This window comes from Mesorhizobium sp. M7A.F.Ca.US.005.03.2.1 (assembly GCF_003997795.1).
GTDB lineage: Bacteria > Pseudomonadota > Alphaproteobacteria > Rhizobiales > Rhizobiaceae > Mesorhizobium > Mesorhizobium ciceri.
Window position 1 is genome coordinate 1 of sequence record NZ_RZRP01000889.1, and the last position, 2514, is coordinate 2514.

Annotated in this window: 2 protein-coding genes and 1 pseudogene; all 3 read left to right on the forward strand. The window is 63.4% G+C overall.

From position 1 onward, the window contains the following. Nucleotides 1-142, forward strand: a pseudogene (locus EN991_RS32020) (phosphonate ABC transporter substrate-binding protein); the annotation flags it as partial. A 96-nt stretch (nt 143-238) separates the two neighbouring features. Continuing rightward, nucleotides 239-1705, forward strand: coding sequence for a phosphate ABC transporter permease subunit PstC (gene pstC, locus EN991_RS32025; protein ID WP_063169148.1), 1467 nt, complete (start codon nt 239-241; stop codon nt 1703-1705). Further along, a partial coding sequence (locus EN991_RS32030) for a DUF3333 domain-containing protein (RefSeq protein WP_127370250.1) occupies nt 1702-2514 on the forward strand: 813 nt, incomplete at its 3' end. The genes pstC and EN991_RS32030, both read left to right, overlap by 4 nt.

Sequence of the window (2514 nt, forward strand, 5' to 3'; positions counted from 1 at the left end):
CCTCAAGGAATATGTCGAGTTCTTCCTCGACGACCAGATGGTTGGCCCGGAAAGCCCGCTCGCCGAATACGGCCTCGTTGCTGCTCCGGATGCCGAGCGTCAGGCCCAGCGTGACGCTTTCGCCGCCGGAAAGTCGATGTAATCAAGCTGCCGAACCGGGGTGCGGGTCAAATCCGCGCCCCGGTTTCACCGCAGGCCGCAATGGCGGCTGCGTCAGAATTTCCCTTGGGGTGGGTCCATGTCGTCCTTGCTCGTACTGGCCATCGTCGTTGCCGTCGGCCTGGTTGCCTTTTTCATCGGCCGGCAGCGTGCCGCGGCCCAGGACAATGGCAAGGTCAAGCCGCATTCGCGTGCCCACTATCACGGCTGGTGGGCCTTCCTGCTCGCCGTCCTGCCTGCTCTTTTGCTGCTTGCCGTCTGGGCCGTCGGTTCTTCGGTCTATCTTGACCGGCACATCCACGCTGCCTTGCCCGAGCGTACCGTCGACAGCAAGGTTGCCAGCGAGGCACTGGATGTCAGCCTGGTAAAGAGCCTCGCCAGGGGCCTGCGCAAACTCGATGCTGGCACACTGGCCGCAATGCCTGCCAGCTTTGCCGAGTTGCAGCCGCTGCTCGCCGCCAAGGGCGTGGCACTGGCGAGCGACACACAGGATTACATGATCCCGATCGCCGTCGAGGCGAACAAGGTCCAGGACCGGCTCGGCCTGTTCGGTGCCATTGTCATTCTCGCTTCCTCGATCGCCGGTGCCTTCTATGCGCTCAGGCAGATCGAGCCGCGCGCCAGGGCGCGCAACAATGTCGAGCGGTTGATGCTGTGGGGGCTGCTTGCCGCCTCCACCATCGCCATCCTGACCACCGTCGGCATCGTGCTTTCGATGCTGTTCCAGACGATCACCTTCTTCGAGAGCGTCTCGCCGATGAGTTTCTTCTTCGGCACGGTCTGGGATCCGCGTTTTGCCGCTGCCGGTTCGGGCGGCAGCCAGGGCCAGTTCGGCCTGATCCCGCTTCTTGCCGGCACGCTCTATATCGCCGCCGTCGCGCTGCTGGTGGCGGTGCCGGTCGGGCTGATGTCGGCTGTCTACATGGCCGAATACGCAACGCCCAGGGTGCGCTCGGTGGTCAAGCCGGCGCTTGAACTGCTGGCCGGCATACCGACCATCGTCTACGGCATCTTCGCCGTCGTCACGCTTGGGCCGTTCCTGCGCGACCTGTCCGCGGCGCTGACCGGCGGCTCGCCGTTCATCCAGGGCCAGAGCATCTTCACCGCCGGCCTGGTCATGGGCGTCATGCTGATCCCGGTCGTCTCCTCTCTCTCAGACGACATCATAACCGCGGTGCCGCGCGCCATGCGTGACGGGTCGCTCGGCCTCGGCGCGACCCGCTCGGAGACGATCAAGCGGGTGATCCTGCCGGCTGCACTGCCCGGCATCGTCGGCGCCATCCTGCTGACTGCCTCGCGCGCCATCGGCGAAACGATGATTGTCGTGCTGGCGGCGGGCGTCGCCGCCAACCTCACCATCAACCCGTTCGAGGCGATGACGACCATCACCGTCAAGATCGTCAACCAGCTCACCGGCGACCTCGAGTTCAATTCGCCGCAGACGCTGGTCGCCTTCGCGCTCGGCCTGACGCTGTTCACGCTGACGCTGGTGATGAACATCGTCGCGCTCTACATCGTGCGCAAATATCGGGAGCAGTACGAATGACCGACATTCCCATGGATACGATGGTCAGGCCGGCGGCCCATCCGCGCCGCGACATCGGCCTGAAGGCCCGTTACGCCGCCGAACGACGTTTCCGCATCTATGGCGTCGTGGCGATTTCCGTAGGCCTGGCGTTCCTGGCAATCATGCTGATCACCATCGTCTCGAAAGGCTACACCGCCTTCTGGCAGACGACGGTGTCACTGCCGATCACGTTCGACGAGAAGGTGATCGATCCTTCCGGCAAGCGCGCAACCGATCCGAGCGTTCTGATCAAGGCGAATTATCCCAAGCTCGCCGAAAACGCGCTGGTGGCCAAGCTCGGCATCTCTCCTGATGACAAGCCGATGATCCAGAAGCTCAAGGGCTTCCTTTCGGAAGGCGCCCGCGTCCAGTTGCGCGACATCGTTGCCGCCGATCCCTCGGTGATCGGCACGACACGCGACGTCAACATCCTCGCCGCCGCCAATCTCGACTCCGCTTTCAAGGGCCAGATCGACCTCAGTGTCGAGGAAGCGCGACGCAAGGTCTCGGACCAGCAGATCACCTGGATGAACAAGCTCAAGGCCGAGGGCGCGATGGCCGAGCACTTCAACAGCGGCCTGTTCACCTACGGCGCCTCCAGCCGCCCGGAAACCTCGGGCATGGGCGTGGCGATCATCGGCTCGTTTTATATGATGGTGATCGTGCTGCTGCTCGCGCTGCCGATAGGCGTCGCCGCCTCCATCTATCTGGAGGAATTCGCCAAGAAGAACCGTTTCACCGATCTTATCGAGGTCAACATCAACAATCTGGCCGCAGTGCCGTCAATC